Annotated in this window: 21 protein-coding genes; 13 read left to right on the forward strand and 8 right to left on the reverse strand. The window is 52.9% G+C overall.

What is annotated here, in order from left to right; translation table 11 throughout:
* Window positions 1-37: 37 nt before the first annotated feature.
* Window positions 38-697 carry a DsbA family protein gene (locus tag L383_RS15705; protein ID WP_032629009.1) on the reverse strand — a complete coding sequence of 220 codons (660 nt, stop codon included), beginning with the start codon at window positions 695-697 and terminating at the stop codon, window positions 38-40.
* A 129-nt stretch (window positions 698-826) separates the two neighbouring features.
* Entirely contained in the window at window positions 827-1,306 is a 480-nt protein-coding gene (locus tag L383_RS15700; protein ID WP_014884107.1) for a MarR family winged helix-turn-helix transcriptional regulator, read from the reverse strand.
* A gap of 140 nt (window positions 1,307-1,446) precedes the next feature.
* Between L383_RS15700 and L383_RS15695 the strand changes: the two genes are divergently transcribed.
* Together L383_RS15695 and L383_RS15690 are read left to right on the forward strand one after the other, a co-directional pair.
* Window positions 1,447-2,268, forward strand: a complete 822-nt coding sequence (locus tag L383_RS15695; protein WP_014884108.1) for an alpha/beta fold hydrolase — start codon at window positions 1,447-1,449, stop codon at window positions 2,266-2,268.
* A 76-nt stretch (window positions 2,269-2,344) separates the two neighbouring features.
* The gene (locus L383_RS15690; RefSeq protein WP_023330560.1) at window positions 2,345-3,112 is read left to right on the forward strand and encodes an alpha/beta fold hydrolase; all 768 of its coding nucleotides are present in this window, start codon (window positions 2,345-2,347) and stop codon (window positions 3,110-3,112) included.
* 256 nt (window positions 3,113-3,368) lie between these two features.
* Here the strand turns inward: L383_RS15690 and L383_RS15685 are convergent, their stop codons facing one another.
* Complete coding sequence (locus L383_RS15685; RefSeq protein WP_023330561.1) at window positions 3,369-4,388, reverse strand: NADP-dependent oxidoreductase; 1,020 nt, start codon at window positions 4,386-4,388, stop codon at window positions 3,369-3,371.
* Window positions 4,389-4,487: 99 nt separating this feature from the next.
* A complete protein-coding gene (locus L383_RS15680; protein WP_023330562.1) occupies window positions 4,488-5,267 on the reverse strand; it encodes an SDR family NAD(P)-dependent oxidoreductase in 780 nt (259 codons plus the stop codon).
* A 237-nt stretch (window positions 5,268-5,504) separates the two neighbouring features.
* On the opposite strand from L383_RS15680, the gene L383_RS15675 reads away from it, so the two are divergent.
* The 4 genes from L383_RS15675 (at window position 5,505) to L383_RS26185 (ending at window position 8,136) form a co-directional block, all read left to right on the forward strand.
* Window positions 5,505-6,053 carry a TetR/AcrR family transcriptional regulator gene (locus L383_RS15675; protein ID WP_023330563.1) on the forward strand — a complete coding sequence of 183 codons (549 nt, stop codon included), beginning with the start codon at window positions 5,505-5,507 and terminating at the stop codon, window positions 6,051-6,053.
* A gap of 177 nt (window positions 6,054-6,230) precedes the next feature.
* Entirely contained in the window at window positions 6,231-7,442 is a 1,212-nt protein-coding gene (gene yedE, locus L383_RS15670; protein ID WP_023330564.1) for a selenium metabolism membrane protein YedE/FdhT, read from the forward strand.
* Window positions 7,439-7,672, forward strand: coding sequence for a sulfurtransferase-like selenium metabolism protein YedF (yedF, locus tag L383_RS15665; RefSeq protein ID WP_023330565.1), 234 nt, complete (start codon window positions 7,439-7,441; stop codon window positions 7,670-7,672). The genes yedE and yedF overlap by 4 nt, the downstream gene beginning before the upstream one ends.
* A gap of 125 nt (window positions 7,673-7,797) precedes the next feature.
* Complete coding sequence (locus L383_RS26185) at window positions 7,798-8,136, forward strand: hypothetical protein (protein ID WP_047345103.1); 339 nt, start codon at window positions 7,798-7,800, stop codon at window positions 8,134-8,136.
* A 46-nt stretch (window positions 8,137-8,182) separates the two neighbouring features.
* Here L383_RS26185 and ompW read toward each other — a convergent pair whose 3' ends face one another.
* Complete coding sequence (gene ompW, locus L383_RS15660) at window positions 8,183-8,815, reverse strand: outer membrane protein OmpW (protein WP_014884115.1); 633 nt, start codon at window positions 8,813-8,815, stop codon at window positions 8,183-8,185.
* Between the two features lie 281 nt (window positions 8,816-9,096).
* Between ompW and L383_RS15655 the strand changes: the two genes are divergently transcribed.
* From L383_RS15655 to yciA, 4 genes are all read left to right on the forward strand, one after another.
* On the forward strand, window positions 9,097-9,501 hold the full coding sequence (locus L383_RS15655) for a YkgJ family cysteine cluster protein (RefSeq protein ID WP_023330567.1): 405 nt from the start codon (window positions 9,097-9,099) through the stop codon (window positions 9,499-9,501).
* Between the two features lie 25 nt (window positions 9,502-9,526).
* Window positions 9,527-10,270 carry a YciC family protein gene (locus tag L383_RS15650; RefSeq protein WP_014884117.1) on the forward strand — a complete coding sequence of 248 codons (744 nt, stop codon included), beginning with the start codon at window positions 9,527-9,529 and terminating at the stop codon, window positions 10,268-10,270.
* A gap of 58 nt (window positions 10,271-10,328) precedes the next feature.
* The gene (locus L383_RS15645) at window positions 10,329-10,868 is read left to right on the forward strand and encodes a septation protein A (RefSeq protein ID WP_014884118.1); all 540 of its coding nucleotides are present in this window, start codon (window positions 10,329-10,331) and stop codon (window positions 10,866-10,868) included.
* A 104-nt stretch (window positions 10,869-10,972) separates the two neighbouring features.
* Complete coding sequence (yciA, locus tag L383_RS15640; RefSeq protein ID WP_008502796.1) at window positions 10,973-11,368, forward strand: acyl-CoA thioester hydrolase YciA; 396 nt, start codon at window positions 10,973-10,975, stop codon at window positions 11,366-11,368.
* Between the two features lie 36 nt (window positions 11,369-11,404).
* Here yciA and tonB read toward each other — a convergent pair whose 3' ends face one another.
* Window positions 11,405-12,127, reverse strand: coding sequence for a TonB system transport protein TonB (tonB, locus tag L383_RS15635; RefSeq protein ID WP_032629012.1), 723 nt, complete (start codon window positions 12,125-12,127; stop codon window positions 11,405-11,407).
* 222 nt (window positions 12,128-12,349) lie between these two features.
* On the opposite strand from tonB, the gene L383_RS15630 reads away from it, so the two are divergent.
* On the forward strand, window positions 12,350-12,646 hold the full coding sequence (locus L383_RS15630; RefSeq protein WP_023330569.1) for a YciI family protein: 297 nt from the start codon (window positions 12,350-12,352) through the stop codon (window positions 12,644-12,646).
* Between the two features lie 35 nt (window positions 12,647-12,681).
* Here L383_RS15630 and leuE read toward each other — a convergent pair whose 3' ends face one another.
* Together leuE and L383_RS25885 are read right to left on the reverse strand one after the other, a co-directional pair.
* The gene (gene leuE / locus L383_RS15625; RefSeq protein ID WP_014884157.1) at window positions 12,682-13,317 is read right to left on the reverse strand and encodes a leucine efflux protein LeuE; all 636 of its coding nucleotides are present in this window, start codon (window positions 13,315-13,317) and stop codon (window positions 12,682-12,684) included.
* Window positions 13,318-13,423: 106 nt separating this feature from the next.
* Window positions 13,424-13,597, reverse strand: a complete 174-nt coding sequence (locus L383_RS25885) for a YciY family protein (RefSeq protein ID WP_017384232.1) — start codon at window positions 13,595-13,597, stop codon at window positions 13,424-13,426.
* Between the two features lie 143 nt (window positions 13,598-13,740).
* On the opposite strand from L383_RS25885, the gene cls reads away from it, so the two are divergent.
* Together cls and L383_RS15615 are read left to right on the forward strand one after the other, a co-directional pair.
* Window positions 13,741-15,201 carry a cardiolipin synthase gene (gene cls / locus L383_RS15620; protein WP_023330570.1) on the forward strand — a complete coding sequence of 487 codons (1,461 nt, stop codon included), beginning with the start codon at window positions 13,741-13,743 and terminating at the stop codon, window positions 15,199-15,201.
* A 33-nt stretch (window positions 15,202-15,234) separates the two neighbouring features.
* On the forward strand, window positions 15,235-15,564 hold the full coding sequence (locus tag L383_RS15615) for an HI1450 family dsDNA-mimic protein (protein ID WP_003856748.1): 330 nt from the start codon (window positions 15,235-15,237) through the stop codon (window positions 15,562-15,564).
* Window positions 15,565-15,567 lie beyond the last annotated feature (3 nt).

A 15,567-nucleotide genomic window follows, 5' to 3' on the forward strand; every position in this document is an offset into this window, starting at 1 on the left:
GAAGCTCCGGTGTGTAAAACCGGAAGCCTCGTTTTGGCTACGCAAGCTTTGCCAGCGCCTCGCCGATGCTTTTTGCTCCACCGTAGAGATCGTGGCCGCTGATAATGTGCTCAGTGCTGTCAACCGTAACCAACAGCAGCGGAACCCCCCTGAAACCTTTTTGATTCATAAGACGCTTTACGTCAGCGATCCTGTCGTCCGTCAGGCTGCGAAGCGCGTTATCGGCATCAAGCCGGCCGGCAAAGTCATTAGGGTTGAGGTCAACGTTATTTTCCCGAGCCCAGGCGATGCCGATCTCTTCCACCACATCACTTTGCGCGGTATTACGCCCCAGTACATAGCGGGCATGTTGCAGTGCACGAAGCAGCCCTGCCTCTGCCGCCGGGCTGATTTCATGAAAAGCCGTAAGTGCCCGGTTCATAAACGTCGAATCAAAGCGCGCACCTGAGTTCAGGAGCTGGTGATAGCTCTCACTGAATGGCTGACCGGTCAGCGAAGCGATACGCCGATCGTTTGTCCACGCATATTCTGCCCATTGGGCGGTGATGTGCCGGGCACCCTCATCACAAAAAAGACCGCTGGGCATTAACGTGAGCTTTTCGATGTAATGTTGTGCCAGATAATTCAGGGCGGGCGAGCTGGCATAACACCAGCCGCAAAGTGGGTCAAAAAAATACTGTAGATTGTCAATGCGCATGTGGTATCCCCTGGGAATCATTAGCCCTCATCATAATGAGATTCCTCAATTCGAAAAACAGCCCTCCAGTAAATTCAGTGTTTCATAGAGCGTACGAATGGACAGTATGTCTCTGCCCGAATGACCCCATCAGGCCAGGTCATTGGCGTCCGGTTTCTGCGCACGGTGGATCTTGTCACGGATCTTATCGACTGATGCTTTGATGTCAGCAATGATGTCGGCGTCCATCCCCAGGGTATCCACAATACAGCGCGTGATAGTGCTGGTCTCGCTTTTCAGCGCCTCCCCCTTCTCCGTCAGGTGGATAAGCACTTCGCGCTCATCCTTCGGATTACGTGTCCGGGTGATCAACCCAGCAGTCTCCAGCCGCTTCAGTAAAGGGGTCAACGTGCTTGACTCAAGAAAAAGAATTCCACTCAGTTCCTTCACTGTTCGCCCATCCTGATTCCACAAGGTAACCATCACCAGATACTGGGGATAGGTCAGGCCAAGCTTATCAAGCATGGGACGATAGAGCTGAGTAAAAGCATGTCCCGCAGAGTAAAGAGAGAAACAGAGCATACCGTGCACATCTGGCAGGGAATCCTCGGAATTAGTGTGTTTAGTCATATGTCCTCCAGTTCCCTTAAAATAATTTGCATACGATTTAATTGCAAGCGATTGACAAAGGCAAAAAGGGCTGCCATATTCATTTGCACACAAACAAATCGCACAAAAACAAATAACGCAACACATAACAGGAGTACAAAATGACAACTTTCATCACCAAAGACGGAACAGGCATTTTTTACAAAGACTGGGGTTCAGGTCAGCCTATCCTCTTCGCTCACGGATGGCCGTTATCGTCTGATGCCTGGGATCAGCAAATGCTGTTTTTCAGCCAGAATGGTTTCCGGGTCATCGCGCATGACCGTCGCAGCCATGGGCGTTCAGACCAGACTTTCCACGGCAACAATATGGATCAGTATGCGGACGATCTCGCTGAGCTGATTGAGTCGCTGGATCTGAAGGATCTGATTTTAGTGGGTCACTCCACAGGGGGCGGCGAAGTTGCACATTATATCGGCCGTCATGGTACCTCACGCGTGGCTAAAGTCGTTCTGGTCGGCGCAGTCCCTCCTCTTATGCTCCGGACGGATGCCAATCCAGACGGTACTTCGATTGAGGTGTTTGATGCTATCCGCGAAGGCACGGCCAAAAACCGCTCACAGTTTTACTTTGACCTGACAATTCCGTTCTATGGCTTTAACCGTGACCATGTCCCCACCAATGACGGGTTACGGGAAAACTTCCGCAGAATTGGCCTACAGGGCGGCATTAAAGGGCAATATGACTGCATCCATGAGTTCTCTGAAGTCGATTACACACGCGACCTGCAGCAGATTGATCGCCCTACGCTGATTATTCATGGCGACGATGACCAGATTGTACCCATTAAGGCATCCGCACACCGCGCCGCTGAGATCGTTGCGAATGCGACGCTGACGATATATGCCGGCGGTTCACATGGACTGGCGGAGACAGAGGCCGATCGCTTTAACGCTGACGTACTGGCCTTTATTCGCGGCTAGCCAGGTGGCCTGTTTCAGACAGGCCACAATCCCCCCTACGCATACCCTTTAAACTGTATTGAAAAGAGGAATGATCATGTCCAAATTTGCTGCCTCCCTTGCCGTTGCCGCCGTTCTGCTGTCTGCCAGCGCAATCGCCGAAACCGCTAAGCCGACCGTTGTCCTGGTTCATGGTGCCTTTGCCGACTCTTCTAGCTGGAATGGCGTTACCCGGATCCTGCAAAAGGATGGATACAATGTCGTTGCTGCGGCGAATCCGCTGCGCAGTGTTTCGGGTGATGCGGCTTACGTCTCTTCTGTGGTGAACAACATTAAGGGGCCGGTCGTCCTTGTCGGGCATTCCTATGGTGGCCAGGTTATTACGAACGCGGCCCGTGATACAAACAATGTCAAATCGCTGGTTTATGTCGCCGCATTTGCTCCGGACGCGGGTGAAGCCGCGGCCGACCTGGCAGGGAAATTCCCTGGCGGCACGCTTGGCCAGGCGCTTGCCACACCGGTGAAGCTGGCTGATGGTAGCGTCGATCTCTCCATCGATCGGGCGAAGTTCCACCAGCAATTCGCGCATGACGTTTCAGCTGAAGAGGCGGCGCTGATGGCCGCAGGGCAAAGACCGATTACCGAAGCGGCTTTAACTGAAAAATCGGGTGCACCAGCCTGGAAAAAACTGCCCTCTTACTTCATTTACGGTGACGGCGACAAGGATATCCCCGCCCAGGGTTTGCGATTCATGGCCGAACGCGCGGGATCAAAACACACCGTTGTGATTAAAGGTGCATCCCATGTCGTGATGGTTTCACATCCCCAGGATGTCGCCATACTTATCGAGGAAGCAGCGAAGTAAACATCACTCTCCCGCCCCGAAAGCCACCCTTCGCCTGAGGGGTGGCCATATCCGTAATGCCCAGGTTTTAATCCCGCGCAGCGTACAACGTATATTGGGTTCATCCTTCCCCCGACTCATCAAAACGTAGCGAAATATCCACGCCTTCAGTGACAAGGTCCGGCAGCATAAGGGGCGGCAATGTGCAGGGTTCAACTCAGCGCATCACCATTATCTGCGGTCCGCCGCTGCAACGGCGCTCAAGCCTTCGTAGCTATCACCCATGAACTTTAACGACGACTTTCCCCTTTGCATGCCCGCGAGCCAGATAGGTGAAGGCGTCGCTCGTTTCGGCAAAGGGGTAAACCTTGTCGATTACGGGCTTGATGAGTTCAGCGTCCATGAGTTCACCGATTTGGCTGAGCTGGCTGCCATCAGGGCGAACAAAGAGAAACGAATAGGTCAAACCTCGCTTTTTTGACAGCCGCATGATTTTGCGGCTCATCAGCCCTAATACGAAACGCAGGAAAACATTAAGGTGTCGTTCCCGCGCGAAAGCAGCATCTAACGGCCCGATCAGGGAAATAATTTTCCCCCCCGGCTTAAGGATTTGCGTGGATTTCTCAATCGCGTCACCTCTGACAGTACTGAGGACAATATCGTAGCCGCTCAGCACTTTTTCGAATTCCTGCTTTCTATAGTCAACGACGTCATCTGCACCAAGGCGGCTCACCCAGTCAATGTTGGCTGCGCTGGTGGTCGTCCCAACCGTTGCACCAAAGTGTTTCGCCAGCTGGATAGCAAAACTGCCGATTCCACCGGATCCGGCAGGGATAAATACTTTCTGCCCCGCTCGCAGCATCGCGCGTTCTGTCAGCGCTTGCCAGGAGGTGAGACTGACCATAGGAAGTGACGCGGCCTGTACGAAATCCAGACTGGCGGGTTTTAACGCCGCGAGACTTTCTGGCACCCGGACAAATTCGGCCAGCGACCCCGTTCCCCTGTCAAAAATACTGGCGAAAATCTCGTCGCCTGCCTTGAATCGCGTCACGCGACGTCCTGTGGCAACGACAACGCCGGACACATCACTGCCCAAGGTCGCGGGGAGACTGAAATGCAGAACGCGTTTGAACATGCCGGTCGGGATCATGTTATCGATTGGGTTCAGACCTACTGCATACACTTTGACCAGAATTTCATCATCACCGGGGGACGGAAAATCGACGTCATCGATCCCCATTCCCGGGGATTTACCATAGCGTTTAAACGTAAACGCTTTCATCGTCTTCTTATTCATTTGTCTTTTACTCTGCCGGGTTTGCCTGTGGCATGTTTCTTAACAACGCTGTTGCTGAGTGAAAAAACGATACTCAGTCCTATGCCGAATCCCCCCTGACTACACTTTGTAGCGCTCTGCCACGTTAGCCTGGTTGATGTCCGCCAGCAGAGCCTGACGCGTCCTCTCCAGGTCATCCCAGTGGGCAGCGTGTTGTAAAGGAGGGATGGTGACGAGTTCGCGACGGTCAAAGCCCGCCAGGGCTGCGTCAACTAACTGATCCACTTCCATCATCTCGGGCGCCTTACTGATATCAATACCGGCACGTTCCCAGATTTCGGTGTAAGTGCCGGCCGGAAGTACCGCCTGGACGTAAACGCCTGCGGAGGACAGCTCAAGATGCAATCCCTGCGACAAGAAAAGCACGAAGGCTTTGGTTGCACCGTAAATCGACATGCCAAATTCCGGGGCAAGCCCAACGACTGAACTGATATTGACGATCGCACCTTCTCCGGCGTTGACAAACCTTGGTGCCGCGGCACTGGCAAGTCTCGTCAGCGCGGTGACATTCAGGGCGATAAGACGCTCAATTGCCTCGGACGTCTGGCCGATAAAATGGCCCGACTGTGCGATGCCGGCGTTATTGATCAGCACCCCTATTTTTTCGTCTTCACGAAGACGCGTTTCCACCGTCGCTAACTCCGCTGCCTGAGTGAGATCGGCAGGCAGGACATCTACAGAAACGCCCTTCTCCTGTCGCAGACGTTCGGCAAGTGCGTCTAATTTTGTTTTATCCCGGGCAACCAGAATCAGGTCATGTCCACGGCTTGCAAACCTTTCCGCATAAACAGCACCAATACCCGTCGATGCGCCCGTAATGAGAACTGAAGTTTTCGTCATGTGTGATCTTCTTTATCAAATGTTAAACAGAATCTGCACCTTTCGATGCAGGTAAATCCGGGAGATATCCGGCTCTCTTTGCTGATCTCAGCCAGACTGACAGAGCGTGCCTTTCTCTGCGAAGCGCTGACGGAGACACGAATTTAATGATGATGATCATAATCTATAAAGTCAACTGGTTTGATTATGATCATCATCAATGTATAATTGAGCCTTGTTTTATAGGGGGTGGGCAGCATGAAAGTGTCAAAAGAGCAGGTCCGGGAGAACCGGATGCGCATAGTTGAAACGGCATCCGAACTTTTTCGTGAACGCGGCTATGACGGCGTGGGCGTGGCGGAGCTGATGTCTGCTGCGGGTTTAACCCACGGCGGGTTTTATAAGCACTTTGGTTCGAAGGCCGACCTGATGTCAGAGGCCATGAATTGCGGGTTTGTGCATGCCGCGGAAAACCTGGCGGGTGTAGATCGAGATAAATTCATTGAATATTACCTCTCCCGGCAGCATCGCGATGATATGGCCGGAGGTTGCGTGATGTCTGCCCTGGGCACGGACACCGCACGCCAGTCCGAGTCCATCAAAGAGACATTTGCAGCCGGGGTTGAACGTCAGCTGGCAATGTTAAGCGACGAAAATGTCTCACGTGCTGACCTGATAAACACCTTTGCACATCTTGTCGGGGCTCTGGTGTTGTCCCGTGCCTGCCCGGATAATTCCGCGCTGGCTGACGAAATTCTGGATGTCTGCCGCTCTCGCATTCTGAGTAAGGCTCCGCGAAAGGAATGAATATTTTGCAGCCAGGGGGGTGATTGCCGGGAAATAACCGGAAGATTTAATGACGGAGGTCATAAAAAATGACGCTATCCCGGAGAGTAGGTTTGGAGAGGTTTTAGAGTAAGCCAAAAAGTTATATATTCCGGCCCGTTAAATCCAAATACACCTTCTGAGTTCAGAGGCTTACTCATGTCATGGCAATACTTCAAACAGACTTATTTAGTTAAGTTCTGGTCACCTGTTCCGGCCGTTATCGCGGCAGGCATTCTCTCTACTTATTATTTCGGCATTACCGGTACCTTCTGGGCCGTGACCGGCGAGTTTACCCGCTGGGGTGGTCAACTTCTGCAACTCGCTGGCGTGCATGCCGAAGAGTGGGGCTACTTTAAACTCATTCACCTGGACGGTACTCCGCTTACCCGCATCGACGGAATGATGATCATCGGGATGTTCGGCGGCTGTTTCGCGGCGGCGCTGTGGGCAAATAACGTCAAGTTGCGCATGCCCAAAAGCCGCATCCGCATTATGCAGGCGGTCGTCGGCGGGATTATTGCCGGGTTTGGTGCTCGCCTGGCGATGGGCTGTAACCTTGCCGCGTTCTTCACGGGTATTCCGCAATTTTCACTGCATGCCTGGTTCTTTGCCGTCGCCACCGCGATTGGCTCTTACTTCGGTGCAAAATTCACCCTGCTGCCACTGTTCCGTATTCCGGTAAAAATGACCAAAGTTAGCGCGGCGTCGCCGCTGACCCAGAAGCCGGACCAGGCGAAACGCCGTTTTCGCCTCGGTATGCTGGTCTTTTTTGCCATGATCGCGTGGGCAATCTGCACAGCGCTGAATCAACCGAAACTCGGCCTCGCGATGCTGTTTGGCGTAGGGTTTGGTCTGCTGATTGAACGCGCGCAGATCTGCTTTACCTCTGCGTTTCGCGATATGTGGATCACCGGACGAACCATGATGGCAAAAGCGATCATTGCCGGTATGGCGGTGAGTGCCATCGGCATTTTCAGCTATGTACAACTCGGTGTTGAACCGAAAATCATGTGGGCCGGTCCTAACGCGGTGATTGGTGGCCTGCTGTTTGGCTTCGGAATTGTGCTGGCAGGCGGGTGTGAAACCGGCTGGATGTATCGCGCCGTCGAAGGCCAGGTGCATTACTGGTGGGTCGGCCTTGGTAATGTCATTGGTTCAACCATTCTGGCGTACTACTGGGATGATGTCTCACCTGTACTCACAACAAACTGGGATAAGGTCAATCTGTTGAGCACCTTCGGTCCGCTCGGCGGCCTGCTGGTAACCTATGCCTTGCTGCTGGTCGCTTTTTTACTGGTTGTCGCGCAGGAGAAACGTTTCTTCCGTCGCACCACCGCTAAACCTGAAACGCAGGAGAACGCTGCATGAAAGAGATCGTGCCTGACTATCGACTGGATATGATCGGCGAACCTTGCCCTTATCCGGCAGTGGCTACCCTTGAAGCGCTACCGCAGCTCATAAAAGGGGAAATTCTGGAGGTGGTGAGCGACTGCCCGCAATCCATTAACAACATTCCGCTGGATGCTAAAAACCATGGCTACACGGTGCTGGATATTCAGCAGGACGGGCCAACAATCCGCTATTTGATTCAAAAATGAACGTTCAGGCCTCGTCAGAGGCCTTTATCGCATTGAATTATAAGACCTCTTGATCGAGGGCAAAGCCGCCGCATCTGACTTAAGTAAAATCTCATATCCATTTTGAAGGAGGTTTTCGCAGTTTGATGTATTTACGAGCTTTAGTGGTTTTCGCCTTATTGATTCCCTTTCACGTGCTGTCCCTGAATTTCTCTTCAACCTTCCTGCGCCTTAACTGTCCGGAAAGAGGACTTGTCGAGGTTATTCTGCACGTTTACGACCATACGCAGGAACGGTGGCGCGGCCAGTTTGAAACCGGCGCAGGGCACAAGCGCGCAGGTGACACCGAAATGATCCCCTTTGCTAACGGCGATATTCTTTTCCATTCGGTGTCCAGCGACGCATTTAGCTATTTATATGATGGGGAAACGAAACTCAGGCACTGCGTAAAACTTGACGAGCGGCCGGTTTATCCGTCGTTTTGAAGGCTGCAAAAGCAAACTGGCCACGTGGTGGCCAGTTTGAGGGGGATTAGAAGCGATAACCTGCAGAGAACATAAACACCCACGGATCGAGGCGAGTATTGATACTTTGCTGCTCACCGCCCGCTTTAAAGCGTACGTCTGTATCAATGTCCATGTACCAGACTGAGGCGTTGATCAGCCAGTCACGGTTAATCAGGTAATCCAGACCCACCTGTCCCGCCATACCCCATGAATCTTTCAGGCTGAGGTCAGTCAGACCGGCCTCTTTACCGGTATCGTTAAATTTCTCATCGAAGAAGGTGGTGTAGTTTACACCGGCGCCAATATACGGACGCACCTTGCTGCTGGCATCGCCAAAGTACCATTGCGCCATCAGCGTTGGCGGTAAATGGTGTACGGTGGCAATATCACCGGTTGCCCCCAGACCGACGCGATGACGGAACGGCGTTGCCGCCAGAAGCTCGACACCAATGTTATCCGTCGCCATATAAGTGAACGTTAAGCCTAACTGGGTGTTATTACTGACGTTAAAACCGCCCATACCCAGCACGTTATCAGAGCCCTCAGTTGGGCGAACCGTGGCCGAACCGGCACGAATAAAGAATTCACCTGCTTCGTGCGCGTACGCGCCGCCAGAGAGACTGCTTAATACAAGGGCTGCCACCGCTAATTTTTTCATATCCGCTCCATCGTTGTGGTTTTAATCGCGGGTGAGAATATACTCACAAATGAGTAATAAGTGATCTGCCACAGATCACATTAAAACCAGTAAGTTAACATTCATTGATCTGGGTTAATTTTTTGTGGCGCTTTGAAAGGCAGTAAATTGTTTCCATGTCAATTTTTGGCATTTCACAATTACAAAATTTTCTCTTTTCCCCCTCTTGCTCTTCCTCAGGCGGCTGGCTAATTTATCGCTCTCACAAATTGATTTGATGCGTTCTTTTTTGCAGGTGTGCCATGAGTGAAGTTAACCCGTGCATGACGTGCGGAGCCTGTTGTGCGTATTTTCGAGTCTCTTTCTACTGGGCCGAGGCCAGCGATGGCGGCGGTACCGTTCCGGTTCATCTCACTGAGCCGTTGACCCCTTTTCTGCGCTGTATGCGCGGCACGAACCAAAAACAAGCCCGCTGCGTCGCGCTACAGGGTGAACCCGGGGTCTCAACCCGGTGTTCCATCTATGAGGATCGCCCCAGCCCCTGCCGGGAATTTGCTATGTCGGGGGAAGACGGGCAGGTCAACGACGCCTGTAATCGCGCCCGCGCACGGCTCGGATTACCGCCGCTTTACAAAGATATGCTTTTCCATACAAGCCTTGATGCTGCCACAGCAGGTGCATCCGATGTACAATTGCCGGCTAATTAACACCTGCAATACTCAAGGAGAGTGCATGTCTATCACGGCGAAGTCTGTCTACCGTGACACGGGAAACTTTTTCCGCAATCAGTTCATAACTTTTTTACTGATCGCGTTGCTTTGCGCCTTTATCACTGTGGTGCTGGGCCATGCCTTCTCACCGAGTGATGAACAGATTGCCAGCCTGAGCCAGGGTGACAATCTGGCAGGAAGCGTCGGGTTGTTTGAACTGGTGCAAAACATGACGCCAGAGCAGCAGCAAATCCTGCTGCGGGCTTCAGCCGCATCGACGTTCTCTGGTCTCATTGGTAATGCGATTCTGGCGGGCGGCGTTCTCCTGATGATTCAGCTGGTGTCAGCGGGCCATCGGGTCAGTGCCTTACGCGCGATTGGCGCCAGTGCCCCCGTTTTGCCGAAGCTGTTTATCCTGATCTTCTTAACCACCCTGCTGGTGCAGATGGGGATTATGCTGGTCGTGGTGCCGGGCGTGTTGCTGGCTATCGTGCTCTCTTTTGCCCCGATCATGATCGTGCAGGACAAAATGGGGATTTTTACCGCAATGCGCAGCAGCATCAGGCTCGCATGGGCGAATATGCGCCTGGTGGCCCCTGCCGTGATCGGCTGGCTGCTGGCGAAAACGCTTCTGCTCCTGTTTGCGCCAAATTTTGCGGTTTTAACGCCTAATGTTGGCGCGGTAGTCGCGAATACGCTGAGCAACCTGATTTCAGCGGTACTGCTGGTCTATCTGTTCCGCCTGTATATGTTAATTCGTCAGTAATCCTGATGCCGGGAGCATGACCCGCTTCCCGGCTCAACAGAGAAGATGGAATCACAGAATGAAGCAGTTTCTTGATTTTTTACCGCTCGTGGTCTTTTTCGCGTTTTATAAGCTGTATGACATCTATGCTGCGACCACTGCGCTGATTATCGCGACCGCGGTTGTGCTGATCTACAGCTGGGTACGTTACCGTAAAGTCGAAAAAATGGCGCTGGTCACGTTCGTGCTGGTCGCTGTTTTCGGCGGGCTGACCCTGTTCTTCCACAATGATGAATTCATCAAGTGGAAAGTCACGGTGATATACGCGCTGTTTGCAGGCGCATTGTTAATCAGCCAGTGGGTTATGAAAAAACCGCTTATCCAGCGCATGCTGGGTAAAGAGCTGACGCTGCCGCAGCAGGTCTGGTCCCGACTGAATATTGCCTGGGCGGTGTTCTTTATTCTTTGCGGTCTTGCCAATATCTACATTGCCTTCTGGTTGCCGCAGAACATTTGGGTCAACTTTAAGGTCTTCGGCCTGACAGCCCTGACGCTGATTTTCACCCTGCTCAGCGGCGTTTACATCTATCGCCATATGCCGCAGGACGATAAGCACTAACTGCTGGTTGACCAGAACGTGTTCGACAGGCGTTCTGGTCTATTCTCTCCGCTGTGAAATCATAGTAGCATCCCGCCTGAAGTCTTCCGTTACGAGTTAAAACAATGACAACAACTAACGCCCCTCAGGGCGAACTGGTTTTACGCACACTGGCAATGCCCGCTGACACCAATGCCAATGGCGATATTTTTGGCGGCTGGCTGATGTCGCAAATGGATATGGGCGGCGCAATTCTGGCAAAAGAGATAGCTCATGGACGCGTGGTAACCGTGAGGGTCGATGGAATGACCTTCCTGCGCCCGGTAGCGGTAGGTGACGTGGTGTGCTGTTACGCGCGCTGCGTCAAGCGCGGCAATACCTCCATCTCTATCAACATTGAAGTCTGGGTGAAGAAGGTCTCTTCAGAACCGATTGGACAGCGCTATAAAGCTACTGAAGCACTGTTTATTTATGTGGCAGTGGATAGCGAGGGTAAACCTCGTCAGCTTCCACAGGCCTGATTATCTGACAAAAAAGCCTCCATCCGGAGGCTTTTTTTATTCCATCTGCGCCCCGCCGTTCAGGCGAAAGACAATGTTCACGATCAATCCGCTACCCGGTTTACCGGCTTCGTAGCGCCATCTGCGCATCGCCGATTTCACTTCGCGTTCAAACATATTAGAAGGCTGAGCGGACAAGATTTGCACGTTATCAACGCGGCCATCTGCGGTAACGTCAAATTTCACCCGTACGCGACCTTCAATACGTAAAGCCTGCGCTCGCGCCGGATACTGAGGCTGGTTTCGGCTCAGTGCTCGTGGGCCCGCTGGCGCGGCAACCGTTGGTTTTGGTGCCGGTGCGGAGTTGTTCATCACCGGACGTGAAGGTGCGGCATTCTCAACCGTCTGGGTCGCACGTCGCTCAACCGGACGTTCTTCGCGTTTCGGACGCTCCTCGACCTTCTTCACCGGCTTTGGCTTCGGCTTAGGTTTGGGCTTCGGTTCAGGTTTATGGATCACCACCGGGGCTTCCTTCGGTGGCGCCGGAACAGGCTCGGGTTCTGGCTCCGGTTCAGCAACCGGCTGTGGCGGTGGCGGCGCGACCTGGGGCGGCTCGAGATCCGCAGGCGATACCATGGTCACCGAAATCGGCTGCGCGGGTGCGGGCATTTCAATAACCTGATGAACCGAAGTATAGAGCAAACCCGCCACGACAGCACCGTGAATCACGACGGAGAGCAGCGTCGGCCAGGGAAAGCGGCGAGGTAAATCAAGGGTCATCGAAGTCATAGTCATCAACGTTAAAAAATCGAACCCTGATTTTAAATGCAAATAGCAATCATATTCAATAAGACACTTTGTTCTGGCGCAATTTAAGCGTCAATGTGGCCAAAAAAGGGGCATTCAGATCAGGGTATTAACATTGTTTTTATCTTTACATTGCAGTCAATTGCCCTTTCACATAACGTAACTGACACTTTAAAACGCTTAAGGAGCTTCACCGTGCTTTACGTGATTTACTCTGAAGATGTCGCTGATTCACTTGAGAAACGCCAGTCTGTCCGCCCTGCTCACCTGGCACGCTTACAGCTGCTACAGGATGAAGGTCGTTTGCTGACCGCTGGCCCAATGCCTGCTGTCGACAGCAACGACCCGGGTGCAGCCGGTTTTTCGGGCTCCACGGTTATTGCAGAGTTTGAATCTCTGGAAGCGGCGCAGGCCTGGGCTGACGCAGACCCGTACGTTGCGGCGGGCGTGTATGCGAAGGTAACGGTGCGACCGTATAAGAAAGTGTTCTGATATAACTAAGGCTCCCTCAGGAGCCTTTCTTCACATCAATGCAGTGACGCTAACCGCGCCGCAAATCCGACAAACAGCAGCCCTATCAGCCCGTTCCCCAGCTTTGCCAGTTTCTTTTTGGTTTTCAGATAACGCGTGACAAACGCACCGGAGAAGATCAGAAAGCTCATGTACATAAAGCTAATCAACTCAAGCGTGGTGGCGAGGATCAGGAAAGAGGTCCCGGTATTTTGTGCATTCACGTCAATAAACTGCACAAAGAACGAAACGTAGAACAGAATCGCTTTTGGATTCGTCAGGCTCAGTACCAGGGCGCGTTTCATGATCATACTGGCAGGTTCAGTTCCGCTCTCGTGAGCATGATTCTGACGGTTAATCACCGACCAGAGCATTTTGCCGCCCAGCCAGAGTAAATAGAAAGCACCCAGATAGCGTACGATATTAAACAGTACAGGCGTGGTCTGGATTAAAGCCGCGACACCGGCCCAGGCGAGAAACATCAGAACCGCATCGCCGATAAACACACCTGTGGCGGCAAGATATCCTTTTTTAACGCCGTGACCGATCCCGGTCTTCAACACAAACAGGGTATTCGGGCCCGGCACCAGCACAATAAAAAATGCGCCAACAACATACGTCCAGAAATTCAGTACGCCAAACTCCGCAAACACCTCTCCCTCCTTTTGCTAAACATCACCGGAATAACGCAGCAATAACGATATTCTCTAAATAAGACACTATAAAATCAGCGGGCACCTTGCGGTGCCCTCAGGGTTTTCAGATATCCTGGACGGCGAACAGCAACGCGTTGCGGTGCCTGTTCAATCCACATTTTCTGATGGCGTGGATACGCATATTGCGGCGGGATTGTGCTTCCAGCCAACGAGCCTTACGACGACTCACCTGTCGCAACATGCGCCAGCGCCCTACTTCTGTTCTACTGCGCTTCATGTCTACAACTCTTTCTCAAACAGAGCCGCCATTATAAACCCAACCCGGCAGCAAACCAGCGCTTTTACCTGGCGTTTTTATTTGCCAGATGAATCCTGATGCGTACACTCATAACAATACGCTTTCAAAAGGATTTTTTAACCATGACAACCTTCTACACCGTGGTGAGTTGGCTGGTCATTTTGGGATACTGGCTGTTAATCGCGGGTGTGACATTACGCATCCTGATGAAGCGCAGAGCCGTACCCTCTGCCATGGCCTGGCTTCTGATCATTTACATCCTCCCGCTGGTGGGAATTATTGCCTATCTCTCTTTCGGTGAGCTTCATCTGGGTAAACGCCGGGCCGAGCGGGCGCGTGCCATGTGGCCTTCCACCGCGAAGTGGCTTAACGATCTTAAAGCCTGCGAACATATCTTTGCCGAGGAGAACAGCAGCGTCGCCTCCTCGCTGTTTAAGCTCTGCGAACGGCGTCAGGGGATTGGCGGCGTTAAGGGGAACCAGCTCCAGCTTCTGACCTCCTCCGATGACGTGATGCAGGCGTTGATCCGCGATATCCAGCTTGCTCGCCATAACATTGAGATGGTGTTCTATATCTGGCAGCCCGGCGGCATGGCCGACCAGGTCGCTGAATCCCTGATGGCGGCCGCGCGTCGGGGGATCCACTGCCGTCTGATGCTGGACTCCGCAGGCAGCGTGGCCTTTTTCCGCAGCCCCTGGGCAGGCATGATGCGTAATGCCGGTATCGAAGTGGTTGAGGCGCTAAAGGTAAATCTCCTGCGCGTCTTTCTGCGCCGGATGGACCTTCGCCAGCACCGTAAAATGATCATGATTGATAATTATATTGCCTACACCGGCAGTATGAACATGGTTGACCCGCGCTTCTTTAAACAGGACTCCGGCGTCGGGCAATGGGTGGATCTGATGGCACGAATGGAGGGGCCGATTGCCACCTCGATGGGAATCGTGTACTCCTGCGACTGGGAGATAGAGACCGGCAAGCGTATTCTGCCGCCGCCGCCAGATGGCAACATCATGCCGTTTGAAGAGGCCAGCGGTCATACTATTCATACCATTGCCTCCGGGCCGGGATTCCCGGAGGACTTAATTCATCAGGCGCTGCTGACGGCTACCTACTCAGCGCGTGAATATTTGATCATGACGACGCCCTACTTCGTCCCCAGCGATGACCTGCTGCACGCGATCTGTACCGCAGCACAGCGTGGTGTCGATGTGAGTATCATTTTGCCCCGCAAAAATGACTCGCTTCTGGTGGGCTGGGCCAGCCGCGCCTTCTTTAGCGAACTGCTGGCCGCCGGGGTGAAAATATACCAGTTTGAAGGCGGGCTGCTGCACACCAAGAGCGTGCTTGTCGACGGCGAATTAAGCCTGGTGGGCACGGTAAACCTCGATATGCGCAGCCTGTGGCTGAACTTTGAAATCACCCTGGTGATTGATGACGCCGGATTTGGCGGTGACCTGGCGGCGGTGCAGGATGATTATATCTCCCGCTCGCGGCTGCTGGATGCCAGGCTGTGGGTAAAACGCCCGCTGTGGCAGAGAATAGCTGAACGACTGTTTTACTTCTTTAGTCCGTTGCTGTAAAACGTGCCCAACGATGTTAAACAGGTAGTCATCATGGAAATGGATCTGAACAATCGCCTGACCGAAGACGAAACGCTCGAGCAGGCCTATGACATTTTTCTCGAACTGGCGGTTGATAACCTCGATCCCGCAGACGTGATCCTCTTTAATCTGCAGTTCGAAGAGCGCGGCGGTGCCGAATTGTTCGACCCTGCAGAGGACTGGGCTGAACATGTGGATTTCGACCTGAATCCTGACTTCTTTGCCGAAGTGGTGATTGGGCTGGCTGACGAAGATGGTGGGGAAATTAACGACATTTTCGCTCGCGTCCTGCTCTGCCGGGAGAAAGACCACAAGCTGTGCCACATTCTCTGGCGCGAATAATAA

The organism is Enterobacter sp. MGH 37 (assembly GCF_000534515.1).
In the GTDB taxonomy this organism is placed as follows: Bacteria; Pseudomonadota; Gammaproteobacteria; order Enterobacterales; family Enterobacteriaceae; genus Enterobacter; species Enterobacter kobei.